12 protein-coding genes are annotated in these 16,857 nt (G+C 64.4%); 2 read left to right on the top strand and 10 right to left on the bottom strand.

The genetic code is table 11. The annotated features are described in order from the left end of the window. Positions 1 to 22 precede the first annotated feature (22 nt). The 10 genes from guaD to PQR27_RS16185 form a co-directional block, all read right to left on the bottom strand. On the bottom strand, positions 23 to 1,369 hold the full coding sequence (gene guaD / locus PQR27_RS16230; RefSeq protein ID WP_408524603.1) for a guanine deaminase: 1,347 nt from the start codon (positions 1,367 to 1,369) through the stop codon (positions 23 to 25). A gap of 105 nt (positions 1,370 to 1,474) precedes the next feature. Next, positions 1,475 to 2,527, bottom strand: coding sequence for an adenosine deaminase (locus PQR27_RS16225; RefSeq protein ID WP_408524602.1), 1,053 nt, complete (start codon positions 2,525 to 2,527; stop codon positions 1,475 to 1,477). A gap of 62 nt (positions 2,528 to 2,589) precedes the next feature. Beyond that, positions 2,590 to 3,603: a xanthine dehydrogenase accessory protein XdhC gene (gene xdhC, locus PQR27_RS16220; protein WP_408524601.1), complete on the bottom strand. Its 1,014-nt coding sequence runs from the start codon at positions 3,601 to 3,603 to the stop codon at positions 2,590 to 2,592. Between the two features lie 88 nt (positions 3,604 to 3,691). Next, the gene (xdhB, locus tag PQR27_RS16215; RefSeq protein ID WP_408524600.1) at positions 3,692 to 6,112 is read right to left on the bottom strand and encodes a xanthine dehydrogenase molybdopterin binding subunit; all 2,421 of its coding nucleotides are present in this window, start codon (positions 6,110 to 6,112) and stop codon (positions 3,692 to 3,694) included. Then, on the bottom strand, positions 6,109 to 7,656 hold the full coding sequence (gene xdhA, locus PQR27_RS16210) for a xanthine dehydrogenase small subunit (protein ID WP_408524599.1): 1,548 nt from the start codon (positions 7,654 to 7,656) through the stop codon (positions 6,109 to 6,111). Before xdhA ends, xdhB begins: the two co-directional genes overlap by 4 nt. Before the next feature lie 371 nt (positions 7,657 to 8,027). Beyond that, complete coding sequence (locus PQR27_RS16205; protein WP_408524598.1) at positions 8,028 to 8,537, bottom strand: disulfide bond formation protein B; 510 nt, start codon at positions 8,535 to 8,537, stop codon at positions 8,028 to 8,030. 110 nt (positions 8,538 to 8,647) lie between these two features. Beyond that, on the bottom strand, positions 8,648 to 10,027 hold the full coding sequence (locus tag PQR27_RS16200; protein WP_408524597.1) for an amidase: 1,380 nt from the start codon (positions 10,025 to 10,027) through the stop codon (positions 8,648 to 8,650). 20 nt (positions 10,028 to 10,047) lie between these two features. Continuing rightward, the gene (locus tag PQR27_RS16195) at positions 10,048 to 10,728 is read right to left on the bottom strand and encodes a GntR family transcriptional regulator (RefSeq protein WP_408524596.1); all 681 of its coding nucleotides are present in this window, start codon (positions 10,726 to 10,728) and stop codon (positions 10,048 to 10,050) included. 113 nt (positions 10,729 to 10,841) lie between these two features. Beyond that, on the bottom strand, positions 10,842 to 12,194 hold the full coding sequence (locus PQR27_RS16190; protein WP_408524595.1) for an MFS transporter: 1,353 nt from the start codon (positions 12,192 to 12,194) through the stop codon (positions 10,842 to 10,844). A 7-nt stretch (positions 12,195 to 12,201) separates the two neighbouring features. Beyond that, the gene (locus PQR27_RS16185) at positions 12,202 to 12,888 is read right to left on the bottom strand and encodes a DUF2848 domain-containing protein (protein WP_408524594.1); all 687 of its coding nucleotides are present in this window, start codon (positions 12,886 to 12,888) and stop codon (positions 12,202 to 12,204) included. A gap of 198 nt (positions 12,889 to 13,086) precedes the next feature. On the opposite strand from PQR27_RS16185, the gene PQR27_RS16180 reads away from it, so the two are divergent. Further along, complete coding sequence (locus PQR27_RS16180; protein WP_408524593.1) at positions 13,087 to 14,844, top strand: cation:proton antiporter; 1,758 nt, start codon at positions 13,087 to 13,089, stop codon at positions 14,842 to 14,844. A 138-nt stretch (positions 14,845 to 14,982) separates the two neighbouring features. Next, entirely contained in the window at positions 14,983 to 16,446 is a 1,464-nt protein-coding gene (locus PQR27_RS16175) for a gamma-glutamyl-gamma-aminobutyrate hydrolase family protein (protein WP_408524592.1), read from the top strand. Positions 16,447 to 16,857 lie beyond the last annotated feature (411 nt).

The raw sequence follows: 16,857 nt of genomic DNA, 5'->3' as shown, positions 1-16,857 counted from the left end.
GCCAAGCAAATTGCAGTTCAGCTCAAGCCGCAATCTTCGCCACTCGCGGCGCATACCGCCGCACATCATCGCGGCGATGCACGCGCTTGCCTGCGGCATACGTTTCGTAAATCGCACGATCGTCACCCAGCAGCGCGAAGGCGAACAGCAGTTCTTCGAGCGATTCGGTGCGCGCGGTGCGGCGCGCGAGTAGCGGCGTCGCTTGCGGATCGAGTACGACGAAATCCGCTTCCGACTTAGCCTTGAGCGTGCCGACCTTGTCCGCCAGATCGAGCGCCTCGGCCGCGCCCGCAGTGGCGAGGTAGAACATCCGCGTAGCCGTCAGATGATGGCCGGTGAGACGCGCGACCTTATGCGCCTCGTTCATCGTTTGCAGCATCGAAAACGACGTGCCGCCGCCCACGTCCGTTGCCAGCGCGATCGGCATGCCGGCTTCGTCGGCCTTGTCGAAATCGAACAGGCCGCTGCCGAGAAACAGGTTCGAGGTCGGGCAATGCGACGCGACGGTGCCGGTTTGCGCCATGCGCTTGCGGTCTTCCTCATCGAGGTGGATGCAATGGCCGTACACGGCGCGGCGGCGCAGCAGGCCGTAGTGATCGTAAATGTCCAGATAGCTGCGGTGGCCCGGGAACAGATCGGCGACCCATTTCACTTCGTCGGTATTTTCGGCGACGTGGCTCTGGATGAAAATGTCCGGATGCTTGCCGGCCAGCACGCCGCACGCTTCCAGTTGCGCTTCGGTCGAAGTGGGCGCGAAACGCGGCGTGAGCGCATACATCTGGCGGCCGCGGTTGTGCCAGCGGCCAATCAGTTCGGCGCTGTCGTCATAGCCCGATTGCGCGGTGTCGCGCAGGAACTCCGGGCAGTTGCGGTCCATCAGTACCTTGCCGGCCACCATGCGCAGATTGCGCGCCTCGCTTTCGGTGAAGAGCGCATCGGCCGATTCCTTATGTACCGTGCAATACACGAGCGCCGTGGTCGTGCCGCAAGCCAGCAGTTCCTCGACGAAGAAGCTTGCCGTATCGCGCGCATACGCCGGATCGCTAAAGCGCCGCTCGGTCGGAAACGTGTACGTATTGAGCCAAGGCAACAGCCCAGGCGCCGGCGACGCGATCATATCGGTCTGCGGATAGTGAATGTGCGTATCGATGAAGCCCGGCACGATCAGCTTGTCGCGCATCTCCTGCACCTGGGTGCCGGGCGCGAGTTGCGAGGCAAGCGCCGCATATGCGCCGGCCGCGACAACATGGCCGTCTTCGACGATCAGCAGGCCGTCTTCGTTGAAGACTGCCGCATTGGGCGACTGCGCAGGATCGCCGTTGAAAGTCAGCAATTGCGCGCGAAAGGCTGATTGTGCCGATTGAGTCATGGAAAAACCGTCTCCGAATGGTGGGAACCTAAACAGCGCAGACGGCGGCTTTATGCGGGCTCCCGATCGAACCCGTGCCGCCGCCGGCTGCCATTCATCGGCCCGTCAGTGCGGGCCGCTCTTATGCCAGTGCGCGTCGAGCTTCGCGATCAGTTCGCTGCGTTGCTCGGGCGTGACGAACGACGCTTCGAAGCTGTTGCGGATGATCGTGTAGACCTCGGCATCGTTCAGCTTCAACGCGTCGATGGTGGCGAAATAGTTGGCGTTCACGTAGCCGCCGAAGTAGGCCGGATCGTCGGAATTCACCGTGACGGCGACGCCGCGATCGAGCAGGTCCTTCAGCGTGTGCCTGGTCATGTCGTCGAACACGCAGAGCTTCAGGTTCGACAGCGGACACACGGTCAGCGCGACGCGCGAATCGGCGAGGCGCGCGACCAGCGCCGGATCTTCAATGCTGCGCACGCCGTGATCGACGCGGTCCACCTTCAGCAGATCGAGCGCTTCGTAGATATACGACGGCGGGCCTTCTTCGCCCGCGTGTGCCACCAGCTTCAGACCGAGCGCGCGCGCCTTGGCGAAGACGCGTTCGAACTTCGACGGCGGGTGGCCGCGCTCCGACGAATCCAGGCCGACGCCGATCAGCCGATGCTTGTATTGCTCGAATAGCGGCAGGGCTTCTTCGAAGGTGGCGAGCGCGTCCTCTTCGGACAGATGGCGCAGGAAACACAGAATCAGCTTGCTCGACATGCCGCGCTGTTCCGCATCGGCGAGCGCGCGGTCAATGCCGGCCACGACGGTTGCGATCGGCACGCCGCGTTCGGTGTGCGTCTGCGGATCGAAGAAGATCTCGCTATGGATCACGTTATCGGCGAGGCATCGTTCCACGTACGCCATTGTCATGTCGTAGAAGTCCTGCTCGTGCAGCAGCACGCTCGCGCCGGCGTAGTAGATGTCGAGGAACGATTGCAGATCGGTGAACGCATAGGCGGCGCGCAAGGACTCGATCGAGTCGTACGCGAGCTTCACGCCGTTGCGCTCGGCGAGCGCGAAAATCAGTTCGGGTTCGAGCGAGCCTTCAATATGGATGTGCAACTCGGCCTTGGGTGCGCGAGCGGTTTTCTCGGCGAGCGGCGTAGGGGTAGCGTTCGTTGTAGTCATGGTCGGTCAGGAGTTCGTTAGAGTCGGTTCGCGCCGGATGCAATGAGACGTCGTGCCGTGCTTCAGGCTGTCTGCGCCGCGTGGCTGCCCGCGTTCGCCTCGACCGCCTGCAACACCTGCGCGGCCGCCGAGATCGCAATGATCTCCGGCGACTTGTCGACGATGCCGTCCACGCCGAGCGGGCACTTCATCCGCGCAATCCGCGACGGATCGATGCCGCGTGCCGCCAGCCGATGCTCGAACTGCTTGCGCTTGCTATGCGAACCGATCATGCCGAAGAACGCGAAGTCGCCGCGACGCAGGATGCGCTCGGCCAACTCGAGATCGAGCGCATGGTTGTGCGTCATGACGATGAAGTACGTATGCGGCGCGGCCTGGTCGATGGCTTCGTCAGGTGCGTCGTTCGGATCGATCTTCACGTTCGGGGCATGCAACGTGTCCGCGGGCGGAAACTGCGCGTCACGTTCGTCGACCCAGCGCACGGTGCAGGGCAGCGTGGCGAACACGCGAACCAGCGCCGCGCCCACGTGACCGGCGCCGAACAGCACGACGGAGAAGTCGCCTGGCGCGATGGTTTCGGTGAGCAGCGCGCTGCTGTCGTCGAAGCCGGCGCCGTCCCACAACAGGCAATCGGCGGCATCGACACCCGGCTCGGGGTCGGACAGCATCACCGCATCCGGTGCGGGGCCGAATGATACGCTACGCACCGTCGAAAGACCCGCGGCCACGCGTTTGGCAAGCGAGGTGATCCAGCCGAGGTCGCCTACGTCGAGGCGCTCGAACGCGACAATCACGGCGCCGCCGCAGCATTGGCCGAGACTCGGGCCCAGTGCGAAGCGTTCGAGCCGGCGCATATGCGGCGAGCGCATGCCATCGCGCAGCACCTGGCGGGCGGTCTCGATGGCTTTCCATTCGAGGTGTCCGCCGCCGATCGTATGCTTGGCCGAATCGCGCGTGACGATCATCTTGGTGCCGGCTTCGCGAGGCGCCGAACCTTCGACGCGCGCGACCGTGACCAGCACGGCGGCGTCGCCGTGCGCGAGCAGTTGTTGCAGGTCAGGTAGCCAGGCTTGCATCCAGCGGTTCTCCATACGTGGCCGCGCGGGGTGTCCGTGCGGCCGGTTGCGTGTGGCCTGACGCGGTTGTGTCGCGCCAGGGCCTGTTTCAGGTTGCTTGAACCGTCGTGTCGTTCGTAGCCGGTTCAGTGGGCGGCGGTTGCGTTGCCGGCGCCGTTTGCAGCGCGTCCAGCGCGTCGAGAATCGCTTCGGGCGTGGCCGGCGCGCGCAACGCCGGCGCGGCCTCGGCGTCCGGCACCGCGGCCGCGATGGCATCGCGAATCGCGAGGAACACCGAGAACGGCAGCAACAACGGCGGTTCGCCGACGGCCTTTGAGCGAAACACCGTCGGCTCCGCATTCTGATTGCGATACAACTGCACGTGGAACGCAGCGGGCGTGTCGCTCACGGCGGGAATCTTGTAGGTCGACGGCGCATGCGTCATCAGGCGGCCATCGCGGTTCCACCACAATTCTTCGGTGGTCAGCCAGCCCATGCCCTGAATGAAACCGCCTTCCACCTGGCCGATGTCGATAGCCGGATTGATCGACTGACCGGCGTCGTGCAGCACGTCCGCGCGCACCAGTTTCCATTCGCCGGTCAGCGTGTCGATCACGACTTCCGACACCGCCGCGCCGTACGCGAAGTAATAAAACGGGTGACCGGTCAGCGTTTTCGCATCCCAATGCACTTTCGGCGTGGTGTAGAAACCGTCGGACCACAACTGCACGCGCGCCAGATACGCGGCGCCCACCAGTTGCGCGAACGGCATGGCGCCGCCGTTCACCGACACTTCACCGTGGGCGAATTCCACCGCGTCCGCCGTGCCGCCGAGCTGCTTCGCGGCCAGTTCCGCGAGCCTTGCGCGGATCGTGCGGGCGGCGGCTTCGGCGGCCTTGCCGTTCAGGTCGCTGCCGGTGGAGGCGGCCGTGGCCGAGGTATTCGCGACCTTCGAGGTGTCGGTTGCCGTGACGCGCACGCGCGAAAGCGGCAAGCCGAATTCGTTCGCCACCACTTGCGCGACCTTGGTGTTGAGCCCCTGGCCCATCTCAGTGCCGCCATGATTGACGAGCACCGAGCCGTCTTTGTACACGTGCACTAGCGCACCGGCCTGATTCAGGAACGGCACGTTGAACGAGATGCCGAACTTGACCGGCGAAAACGCGATGCCGCGTTTGAGCACCGGGCTTTTCGCGTTGAATGCGGCGAGCGCGGCGCGGCGTGCGCGGTAGTCGCTGGTTTCAAGCAGCTCGTCGGTCAGCGGCGCAATGATGTTGTCTTCGACGCGCTGTCCGTATGGCGTCGTATTGCGTTCGTCGATGCCGTAGTAATTGGCGAGCCGGACATCCAGCGGATCGCATTTCAATTGACGCGCGATGCTGTCCAGCATCACTTCCATCACCAGCGCGCCCTGCGGGCCGCCGAAGCCGCGAAACGCGGTATTCGACTGCGTGTTGGTTTTGCAGCACAGCGCGACGATATCGACATCGGACAGGTAGTACGCGTTGTCGAAGTGACAGACGGCACGCGTGGCGACCGCGCCTGAGAGATCGGCCGAATAGCCCGCGCGCAACGCTATTTCGACGCGTGCGCCGAGAATCCGGCCGCTGTCGTCGAAGCCGGCGTGGTATTCGTAGACCGCGTCGTGCCGCTTGCCGGTGATCATGAAATCGTCGTCGCGATCGGCGCGCAGTTTGACCGGGCGGCGCAGCCGTTTCGCCGCCAGCGCCGCCACGCACGCGAATAACGCCGATTGCGATTCCTTGCCGCCAAACCCGCCGCCCATGCGCCGGCACTCGCAGATCACGTTATGCGCCGGCCAGTCGAGCATATGCGCGACTACCTGCTGCATTTCGCTGGGATGCTGCGTCGAACTGTAGACGAGCATGCCGTCCATTTCTTTCGGCACGGCATAGGCGACCTGGCCTTCCAGATAAAACTGTTCCTGGCCGCCCACTTCGAACTTGCCGCTGATCCGATGCGGCGCGGCGGCGATCTTCGCGTCAGGTTCGCCGCGCCTCAGATGCAGCGGCGGCAGCACGAACTGTTTCGCGGCTTTCGCTTCAGCGGGCGTGAGGATGACTTCGAGCGGCTCGTAGCGGATCACGTCGTCGCTTCTCGCGAGCGCAGCCGCGCGGCGCGCCAGGTCGTGGCTTTCGGCGATCACGGCAAACACCGGCTGGCCGAGGTACAAAACCTCATCGACGGCGAGGATCGGATCGTCGTGCAGCACCGGGCCGCAATTGTTCTCACCGGGGATGTCCTCGGCGCTCAGCACCGCGATCACGCCGGGGGCCTTGCGCACGGCGCTCAGATCGAGCGACACGATGCGCGCATGCGCGTGACGCGACAACCCAAGCGCCGCGTGCAGCGTGCCCTGCAATTCGGGCACGTCGTCGGTATAGGTGGCCTCGCCGCTCACATGAAGCGCGGCCGATTCATGCGGCAACGACGCGCCGATAGCCGTCTCGCTGTCCAGCGCGGCGCCGGGTTGCCTGGTATGTTCGACGAACACGTCGGTGCGGTTCATGACGGCTCCTTGGCAACGTGCGCATCCGGCACGCCGGCTTCGAACGCGAACGCATTCACGTCGAAGAGGGTGAGCGGTGCCTGATCGCGCGTTTCGAGGTGGAAGCGCCACAACACGTTACGCGCCACCTTCAGTCGATAGGCGCTCGAGGCACGCATGTCGGTGAGCGGCTGGTAGTCGGCGACGAGTGCGTTCATCGCTTGCCGCGCGGTGCTTTCGTCCCACGTGGCGCCGTTCAGCACGGCTTCGGTCTGTGCGGCGCGTTTCGGCGTGGCGGCCATGCCACCGAACGCGATACGCGCGTCGCTGATGACGCCGTTCCCGGTGAGGCGCAGCGCAAATGCCGCGCATACGGCGGAGATGTCCTGGTCGTAGCGCTTCGATACCTTGTAGGTGCGAAAGCGCAGATTGCCCGCCGGTCGCGGCACGCGCAGCGCCGCGACGAATTCGCCGACGGCGAGGGCGGTCTTCTGATAGCCGAGGTAGAAGGCTTCGAGCGGCAGCGTGCGGCTATTCGCGCCATGCCGCACCACGACTTCGGCACCGAGCGCGAGCAGGGCGGGCATCGAATCGCCGATCGGCGAGCCGTTGGCGACGTTGCCGCCGAGGGTGCCGGCGTTGCGGATCGGCAGCGACGCGAAGCGCGTCCACAGTTCGGCCAGTTCCGGGTAGTCGGCGGCGAGCGCCGCGTAGGCGTCTTCGAGCGTGACGGCAGCGCCGATCGTCAGCGTTTGCGCATCGCGTCCGATCGTCTTCAGTTCGGCGACGTTGCCGATATACAGAATGTCGCCGAGATCGCGGAACTGCTTGGTGACCCACAGGCCGACGTCCGTGCTGCCGGCCAGGAGGCGTGCCTGCGGATGCGCGGCGCGCAGTTTGGCGAAGGCGTCCAGCGTGAGCGGCGCGCGGAAAGTGGGCGTGCCGAAGTCGGCGCCGCGCGCGTCGGGCGCGCTGTATTCGAAGGTGTCGCGGCGCTGGATTTCGCGCAGCGCGTCGGCGACGGCCTTGCGCTCGAGCGCGACGCGCGGGTACTGGGGATAGTCGAACATCTTCTGCGTCGCGTCGACGATCGGCCGGTAGCCGGTGCAACGGCACAGATTGCCGGACAAAGCGGCATTGATTTCATCGCGGGTGGGCAGGCCGGCGGCGGCCGGCTTGTTTTCGTACAGCGCCCACATCGACATCACGAAGCCGGGCGTGCAGAAACCGCATTGGGAGCCATGGCAATCGACCATGGCCTGTTGCACGGGGTGCAGCGCGCCGTTGGCGGCGCGCAGGTCTTCGACGGTGAAAAGCGCACGGCCGTCGAGCGTCGGCAGAAACTGGATGCAGGCGTTGACCGCTTTCAGCGCGAGGCCGCCTTGCGCGTCCAGTTCGCCAATCACGACGGTGCAGGCACCGCAGTCGCCTTCCGCGCAGCCTTCCTTGGTGCCCGTGCAATGCAAATCCTCGCGCAGGTACTGAAGGACGGTGCGCGACGCAGGAAGGCCCGCGACCTCACGGACGGACCCCTGGTGGTAAAAACGGATGGTTTGCGTTGTCATGGCGAATCCGAAAGACATTGCGGACCGGGCGCGCGTTACGCTTGGGGTCGCGCCAAAGCCGGCCTTGCGCACGTAGATCGCCATCCATATCCGAAGATAGCACTACCTTGTCCTGAAAATATTTCCCATATCGCATGAAGCGTATTCGGAAGCGGTCATGAGATAAGTACGATTCGCGCCAAGCCGGGAAGTTGCGTGAGCGGGAGGGAATGGCGCAAAGCCAGGTAGGACGGGGCGTTGCGGGTGCAACCCGTGTGAAAACGCCGACCTTGGCGCCGTCGTGAGAGACGGTGCCGAGGCCGGCGTTTTCAGGCGCTTATCGGGTTTTTACCGGGTTCAAGCGAGCCACGCAGGCGCCTGGCAGGGCGGGATCAGGCGATCCGGCGGCGGTTCCGGACCAGGCTGAGCGCCAGCGGTACGAAGGCCACCACGAACGCGACCAGCGACCACATGGGCAGCGTCAGACCCAGAATCGGCGGATAGGCCGTTTCGCACAGCCCGGCGACCTTGAACACGCCTGGCAACCAATGCGCGGGCGGCAAGCTGTCGACCAGCGGTTGCATCGCGTCGAAGCCGCAGCTGAAGCCCGGATTCGCCTGTACATAGACGTGGCGGGCGGCTGTCACGATGCCCGCCAGCGCCGACAGGGCCGCCAGCACTTCCAGCAGACGCACGCCACGCCAGTTGTTAAAGCGGGCGCCGAGGAACGCAAAAATCGCGATCAGCAAGAAGAAGTAGCGCTGGATGATGCACAGCGGACACGGGTCCTCGTGCAATCCGTACTGCAAATACAGTGCGCCGGCGACGAGGCCAACGCAGATCAGGCCAAGCAGAACCAGCAGGGAGCGCTCGCGGCGCAGCATCGCATTGTCATTATTCATGGATCGTGTGGCTGTCTTGAAACGGAAAGGGCGGGTGCCCGCGATTCTAGCGCGAACCCCCGCCCTGACGCTTGGCATGCTTTCAACTCGCAAGCCCGCTCGGCTCCCAGTCAGCGAATTGCGTTGAGCACGGCTTCGGCGCCTCGGCCGATGGCGAGCAAGGCGTCGTCGGCGTGTGGCGCGCCCGCCAGCATCAGGCCGACCGGCGCGTCGCCACGCAGATGACAGGGCAGCGACAGCGCGCAGGTGTCGAGGAAATTGAACACGCTCGGGTTGCGCAGGATCAATGCATTGGTACGGCCAAAGGCGTCATCGTCGTGGACCAGATCGGCCACGCGCGGCGGCACCACCGGCACGGTCGGCGCGATCACCGCGTCGAAACGCTGCCATAGCGTGCGGGCGGCTTCGTCGAGCATGGCCTGGCGTTCGGCGACCAGATCCAGATAATCGGCGGCGCTGGCGGGCTGACCCTTGAGGATGCGTACCAGCACGCGCGGGTCGTATTGCTCGCGGTGCTTTTCCAGCAGTGGCCGGTGCCACGCGTACGCCTCGATCGGCGAAAAGCCGAAGCGGTTGATCTCCGGCAGACGGTCGAGCGGCGCAAAGCGCACTTCGCTGACAATCGCGCCGGCCGCTTCCAGATGCTTGAGCGCGGTGTCGATCGCCGCGGCCACTGCCGGCTCGACGCCGTCCGTCACGAAATTGGTCAGCACACCGAGGCGCACGCCTTCGAGCCGGCGAGCCGCCGGAATGCGCGGCTCCAGTCCGGCGAGCATCCGGTCCACCAGCGCGCAGCAGGCTACCGAGACGCCGATCGGTCCGAATGAATCGAGGGTGGGCGAGAGCGGCACGCCGCCTTGCTTCGGGATACGGCTGGCGGTCGGCTTGAAGCCGGTCAGCCCGCAGAGGGCGGCGGGAATGCGGAGCGAGCCGCCGGTGTCGGTGCCGAGCGCGACGGCCGCCATGCCGTCCGCGACCGAAGCCGCCGCGCCGGAGGAAGAACCCCCCGAAATCCGCTCATCGCCCTTCACGCCGCGCTGATACGGCGATAGCGGATGGCCGTAGTGCGGGTTCAGACCGAGTCCGGAAAATGCGAACTCGCTCATATTGGTACGCCCGACGATCACCGCGCCCGCGCGCTTCAGACGCGCCACCGCGACCGCATCGGCGGTGGCGGCAGGCGCGTCGGCCAGCACGACCGAGCCCGCGCGCGTCACCTGGCCGTCGATATCGAACAGGTCTTTGACCGACACCGGAATCCCGGCGAGCGGCGAGAGCACCGTGCCGGCGGCGCGCAGGCGGTCGTGCGCATCGGCGGCGGCGCGGGCGTTGTCCGCGTCGACGTGCATGAAGGCGACCGCGCCCTGGCCGGCCGGATCGGCGATCCGGTCGAGCGCGGTTTCGACGAGCGCGCGACTGGTGGTGCGGCCGGCGGCGAGGTCGGCGGCAAGCTGGGCAAGCGGCGGAAAGGGCGTGAATTCAGTGGCCATGGTGATCGGTAGGACGCCGGTTAGATTCGATTGAAGAGAGTCGCGCGAAACGCTTCGATATGCTTTTGCACCGATTGGCGGGCGCCTTCGGCATCGCGTTCACGCAGCAGGCGAAACAGTTCGAGATGTTCTTCGTGCACGTCTTCGAGATGATGCAGCTCGGACAGCGAAATGAACCAGAAGCGCAGCGAGCGTTCGTGCAGCCCACGCAGAATGTCGGCCAGTACCGGGTTGCGCGAGGCGGCCGAAATCGCCAGATGAAACTCCCGGTCGATATCCATCATGCCTTCGATATCGTGCGCGGCGACGCATACCGCCGAGCGCTGCAGCAAGGCCTGCATCGCGTCGTAATCGTGCTGCTGGGCGTGACGCGCGGCCAACTCGACGCAGTAGCTCTCGTTCACGAGCCGCACGTCGATGATCGCCAGCACGTCGTCGAGCGAAACCGGGCGGACCATGATGCCTTTGCGCGGCATGATGGTCAGCATGCCCTCGTGCACCAGCCGATGCAGCGCCTGATGCACGGGCGTGCGGCCAATGCCGGTCAGCGCCATCAGCTCCGCCTCGTTGAGCACCTCGCTCGGCCGCAAACGCATGGTGATGATCTCGCGTTTGACGAACGCGTAGGCCTGTTCGGCAAGGCTGGCGCTCGCGGTTTCGCGAGCGGGCTTCGAGGGGCGGGCAGTCTGCAAAAGCGTCATGTGAAGAGGAAGCGGACGATGTCGTCCGCATTGTAGAGCAAGGTTTTGCGCGGACGGCGGCGCGTGGCGGTGGACCACTTGCGCCGTCCGCAAATGACGGCAAACGCAGCGCGTCAGGCGCTCTTCGGCGTGACTGCCGCGGCGTGCTGCACCTTCACGCGCGGCATCATCAGCGTGACGAGGCCGCCCACGATCAACGCGCCGGCGATCAGCACGAGACCGAACGTGACGCTGTGCGTCGCGTCCTTGACGATGCCGAGCACGTACGGGCTCACATAGCCGGCCAGGTTCGCAATCGAGTTGATCACCGCAATCCCGGCGACCGCCGCGCTGCCTTGCAGGAACGTCGTGGACATCGACCAGAAGATCCCGAAGCCCGCCAGGATGCCGATATAGGCGATCGACAAACCGGTCACGGCCAGCGGAATCGAGTTCGTGACCGAGGCGCTGCCGAGCAATCCCGCCGCGCCGATGAAGCAGCACACCGCGTAGTGCCAGCGCCGTTCACCGGTGATATCCGACGAGCGGCCGATCAGGATCATACCGATACCCGCCGCCAGATAAGGAATCGCGGTGACGAAGCCGTTGGTGACAAGATTGGTCACGCCGAGATCCTTGACGATCTGCGGCAGCCAGAACGAGAAACCCGCGTTGCCGGTGATGAGGCAGAAGTAGATCAGCGTGAGCATCCAGAAGCGGCCCGAGCGCAACGCGACAGCCAGACTATGCTCGGCGCCGGCCGCCGCGGCTGCCGTGTTCTCCCGCGCGAGGCGCCCCAGGATCACGCGTTTTTCGCCGTCGGTGAGCCAGGCGGCTTCGGCCGGCGTGTTGCGCAGCACGGCGAGAGCCCAGAAGCCGGCGAGGATCGACGGAATGCCTTCGATCAGGAACATCCACTGCCAGCCGCGCAAGCCGTGCGCTTCGTGCAGCGCGGACATCAGAAAGCCCGACAACGGCGCGCCGATGATGCCCGCCACCGGAATTGCCGCCATAAACACGGCGACCATCCGCGCGCGGCGGTCCGACGGGAACCAGAAGGTCAGGTAGAGCACCACGCCCGGCACCAGTCCGGCTTCGGCGACGCCGAGGCAAAAGCGCAGCACGTAGAACATCGTTTCCGAGCGCACGAACATCATCAGGCACGACAGCAGCCCCCACAGCATCGTGATGCGGGCGATGGTGGCGCGTGCGCCGAACTTCTTCAGCAGCAGGTTGCTCGGCACTTCGAACACGAAGTAGCCGAAGAAAAAGATCCCCGCGCCGAGTCCGTAGGCCGCGTTCGAGAGGCCGAGGTCGCCGGTGAACTGCAATTTCGCGTAGCCGATGTTGACGCGGTCCAGGTAAGACAGCACGTAGACGAGAAACAGGAACGGCATGATGCGCCACGTGATCTTGCGCAGGGCGGCGGCTTCGATCCAGGCGTCGGAAGACGGGTCGGCGGTGGCGGATAGCGACGGGGAGCTCATGGGTGCCTCATTCGACAATAGGTAACGCGTGCACGCGGTACGCGTGGCGCAGCGTGCGATTCAGGATGGGGTCGTGCAATTCGAGTTCGAGCGCGTCACCGTCAGCCATGCCCACGATGCCGCCTTGCACGGCCAGCGTGCCGCAGAACATCGCGGCGCCCTGCGCCAGCGGCGCGCGTTCCAGCAGATTGGCGGCCGGCAGCAGCGCGGCGACGCTGCCTTGCTGATAGACGCGCCGCACACCATTGGCGATGGCGTACGCGCGCAGTTCCAGTTGATCCCAGTGGCCGGCGACATCCTCGAAGCGCCATGCGTCGCGTGCGACCGGTTTCGGACAGACCTGCTTGGATACGGTGACGCCGTAGGCCTCGACCTCGCGATCGGTATGGTCGGAGCCGACCGTGACGAGCAGGCCGCGGGCGCTTTGCACCAGCACGCATTCCGCTTCGCCGCTCGACTTCACGCCGACCACGTCGACCTGTTCGGCCTGCGTCAGCAGTTCGGCACCGAGCCGGTAGAAGCACGGCGTGGTGGAAGGGCGCTTCACACCGAGTTCGGCCAGTTCGGCAATGTGATGCTCGATTGCGGCCTGGTCGCGTCCGGCCCAGCCAGCAATAGTCAGACGATTGACCTCGACGACGTCGGCCGCGCTACTGCCGGAACGGTCCATTACATTGAAAGACACCTGCTGCATGGCTCGACTCCAAATAAAATATGCAGCAAATATTATTGTGATATTTCACAGATGTCCAGCGCGCCAAAAATATTTTGATTCTTCTTCGCCTGACGCTGGTGCGATTCATGTCCCTCGGGGAGTCTGCGAGATTTGGCGTGTCGTGCGCGTACGTTACACTGCGTTTTTGAAACATTACTTTTTGTAAGGAACGCGTTCATGCATCACGGCATTGGCTTTATTCAGGATCTGGCGGTCGTGATGGCGCTTGCCGGCGTCGTCACGGTGCTGTTCCATCGCCTGAAACAGCCAGTGGTGCTGGGTTATATCGCTGCGGGCGTGATCATCGGACCGTACACGCCGCCCTTCCAGCTGATTCACGACGAGCAGACCATCCAGACGCTCGGCGAACTTGGCGTGGTGTTCCTGATGTTTTCGCTCGGGCTCGAGTTCAGCCTGCGCAAGCTGTTCAAGGTCGGGGCGACGGCGATCGTCGCTGCGCTTTCTGAGATCGTGCTGATGCTGTGGATCGGCTACGAGATCGGCGGCGCGTTCGGCTGGAGTTCGATGGATTCGCTGTTCCTCGGCGCGATTCTGGCGATCTCGTCGACCACTATCATCGTCAAGGCGTTGTCGGAACTGGGTTTGAAGCGCGAGAGCTTCGCGCAACTGGTGTTCGGGATTCTGATCGTCGAGGACATCCTGGCGATTGCGATGCTGGTGCTGCTTTCGGGCATCGCGCAGACCGGGCATTTGAGCGCGGGCGTGGCGGTCGTCACGCTCGGCAAGCTGCTGCTTTTCATGACGGTGTCGCTGGTGGTTGGCATTCTGGTCGTGCCGCGCGCGTTGAACTATGTGGCGCGCGCCAGGAGCGACGAAATGCTACTGGTGTCAGTGCTCGGCTTCTGCTTTGGCTTCTGTCTGCTGGTGGTGAAGCTCGATTACAGCATTGCGCTCGGCGCGTTCCTGATCGGCGCGATCATGGCCGAGTCGCGCCATCTGCACCGCATCGAGCATCTGATCGCGCCGCTGCGCGACGCGTTCTCCGCGATCTTCTTCGTGACCATTGGCCTGATGCTGAATCCGGCTGTGCTGGTCGACTACGCGTGGCCGATCGCGGTGATTACGGTGGCCGTGATCGTCGGCAAGATCGCTTCGTGCGGACTCGGTACCTTTCTCGCCGGCAAGGACGGACGCACGGCGATGCGGGTCGGCATGACGGTTTCGCAGATCGGCGAGTTCTCGTTCATCATCGCCTCGCTCGGCCTGACCTTGAAGGTGACGAGCGCGTTCCTGTATCCGATCGCGGTGGCCGTTTCCGCCTTGACCACGCTCTTCACGCCTTATCTGATTCGCGCCGCCGATCCGCTGACCCAACGGCTCGGCCGCGCGATGCCGCGCACGCTCGCCAACGTATTCGGTATGTACGGCCAGTGGTTGCGCAGTCTCAGCACCGAAACCGGCGAGCCGACGTTGTTCAGCATGACGCGGCGGATCATCCTGCAGATCGCCGTCAATCTGGCACTGGTCGCGGCCATCTTTCTGATGGTGTCATATAGCGCGCCGTACACCAGCACCTTGCTCGCGCGCTGGATCGCTTCCGAGCCGATGCAGCGCGTGGTGCAGTGGAGCGTCGCGCTGGTCGTGTCCATGCCGTTGCTCGTGGCGGTGTATCGCAAGACCAAGTCACTCGCCTTGCTGCTCGCCGAGGTGAGCGTGCAGCCGGCAACCGCGGGGCGCTTTACGAGCGCGATCCGCTATGCGATCTCGGACCTCGTGCCGGTGGTCTCGATGGTCGGCGTATTTCTGTTGCTGGCGGCGCTCTCGGGTGCGATCTTGCCGCCAACCGGCCTGCTGACCGTGGTATTGATCTGCGCCGCGCTGCTGCTCGCGCTGGTGTGGCGCTGGTGCGTGAAAATCCACGCGGCGATGCAGATCGCGCTGCGCGAAACGTTCGACGAACAGCCGGATCCCTGAAGTGGACGGACTTGAACGGGCGCGCGCCACGGCTTGCAACAATGTGAGCAATTGTGTGCGCGTTTGCGGGGCTTGGCTCGCTGGCGGATAATCAGGGCATATTCATTCGTTCGCGTGGAAGGCGCCTGTCTGACTGTCATGAGCGAAAACAAACCTGAAAACGCCGGCAAGCCCGGCAGCCCTGCGTCGGCATCGCCGTCTGGCGAAACGTCGGATGCGACGAAGTCCGTCGCCCTGCCGCCTGAACCGGCGGCCTCGCTTCCTCCCTCTCACGAAGACGCCATCCAGTCCCCGCTCAAGGATGAGGTGAGGCCGTCTGCCTCTTCCGCGTCGCCGGCCGCCGAGGCGGCGGCCGTGAGGTCGTCGACCGACGACCCCGACAGCGCCTCGACTGTCACGCCCGTGAATCCGCAAACGGCGCGCCAACGCGACGCGGCCGAAGCGCGCAGCTCGGCGGCGGCGTCGACCGCGAAACAGGAGGCCGCCGTACACGAGCGCGATGCGCGGCGTGCGGGTATTCGTCCCGGGGCGCCTGTCATCACGCCCGCGAGGAGCCAGCCGATTGCCGGTGAATTGACTACGTCAGACGATAACGTGGCCGATGTCGACGAAACGGAAGCTTCGAGCGCGCGTCGCCCCGGCGCGCCGCCGCCGGGCTTCGGCGCGGCGCCTGACTTCAGCGCTACGAATCCGCCGCCGCCGAATGCGTTGCCGCCGTCGCCGCCGCGTTATCTGAAGCAGAGCGATTCGGCGTGGACGGTGTTCGGCCGCATCATTGCGGCGCGCGCGCGTCAGCTGTTCGATCGCGCGGGTCAACGGATCACGCAGCGCACGTTGCGCATTGGCGTGTCGGCGCGCATTTTCCATCCGGAACCGGGCGCGAAGGGATTGCGTGGCAAGACGTTGCAATACCTCGAGGAATCGATCGCGCACTGGGTGATGTCGCGCGACGTGCTGGTGTTCATGATTCCAACGGTCGGTCACCAGGGCATGCTGCACCCGAGCAATATCCGCCTGCGTGACTATGCGAAGCATCTCGACGGTCTGCTGCTGCAAGGTGGCGCCGACGTCTCTCCGCAGTCATACGCTGAAGCGGCGTCCAGTCACGAGTGGCCCGGCGACCGCGTTCGCGATATGTACGAACTCGAATTGCTGCATGAATTCATTGAGTCGGGCAAGCCGGTGCTCGGCGTGTGCCGCGGCTGTCAGCTGATCAACGTGGCGTTCGGCGGCACCTTGTATCAGGACATCGCCACCGACGTGCCGACCGCCGGCACCCACGTCAACGAAAACTACGATCAGCATCGGCACGGCATTCATTTCCCGGATGGCTCGACGTTGGCCAACATGTTCCCGGGCCACCGCGACGCGATTGTCAACTCGATCCATCACCAGGCGGTCAAGACGCTCGGCCGCGATCTGAATATCGAGGCGGTGTCGGCGTCGGACGGCATTATCGAGGCCGTGCGTTATCGGCGTGCGCCTTTTGTGATGGGCGTGCAGTGGCACCCGGAGTTTCATCGCGCGGGCGGCCCCGAGTTGCTCGATTGCACGCCGTTGCTCGATACCTTCCTGCGGGTGGCGCGCGAAACGCGCTTCTGAACCTGATCCGTGCGAGGCGCTGTCCGTGTTCGGCGGCGCGTCTCGCGCAGTACTGCGGCTGTTCTTTCGTTAGCGTTGCGCTTTCTGCGCGGCTGGCCTCAACGTGGCCATCGGTCGCTTGTAATCTGAATAATGACGAATGCGAGATAACGGATCGATCAAGTAGCTCGCCCAGTTATCTCCATATAGCAACCGAGTGCAACGTTGGATTCACGCGAAATCGACAAAGATTGTGATTTTTCCGCATAGAGCGGATCGTGATATTTCTGGCTTTTATGAGTGAATTTATTTCGCAATTACCGGATTCGCATAGCCGAATTCTCCGCTGTCGATTTATCTCGATTTAAAGTGCTTCCGTGCGACATCTCAATGCTTCGCTTAACGGCCAATCCGCGCGATAATCTGCGGCTG

This window comes from Paraburkholderia fungorum (assembly GCF_046027215.1).
Classification (GTDB): Bacteria; Pseudomonadota; Gammaproteobacteria; order Burkholderiales; family Burkholderiaceae; genus Paraburkholderia; species Paraburkholderia fungorum_D.
The sequence above is the reverse complement of the archived record's forward strand: the minus strand, read 5'-3'. Positions and strand labels throughout refer to the sequence as shown.